The organism is Stenotrophomonas sp. 05N423, assembly GCF_056397145.1.
Genome location: NZ_JBFTMV010000036.1, coordinates 1 through 458 on the forward strand (window position 1 = coordinate 1; position 458 = coordinate 458).

1 pseudogene is annotated in these 458 nt (G+C 69.0%); it reads left to right on the plus strand.

The features are described 5' to 3' along the window. A pseudogene (locus AC1DGW_RS16860) lies at positions 1-458 on the plus strand (hemagglutinin repeat-containing protein); the annotation flags it as partial.

The following is a 458-nucleotide window of genomic DNA, read 5'->3' on the forward strand; positions in this document are numbered from 1 at the left end:
AAGGACCAGAGCGCGGGGATCGATGCGGCCGTCGGCACCGGCGGCGGGCAGATCAGCGCCAACTACAACCAGAGCAGGATCGACAGCACCTATACCAGCGTGAAGGAGCAGGCCGGCATCCAGGCCGGGGAAGGCGGCTTCGACATCCGCGTGGGCGGGCACACGCAGCTGGATGGCGCGGCGATTGCCTCAACGGCGGACCCGTCACGCAACCGGCTGGAAACCGGCAGCCTGGGCTGGAGCGACCTGCACAACGAAGCCGAGTACACGGCCAGCAGCGTTGGCGGAAGCGTCAGCGGCGGCACGGGGGGCGGCAGCGTCAGCCCGAACATCAGCGTGCCGCAGCACGAGAAGTCCGGCAGCACCACGCAGGCCGGCATTGCCGATGGCACCTTGATCGTGCATGACGGCAGCGGCGAGGGCATCGCCCGTGGCGTGACCGAACTGCAGCAGGATGG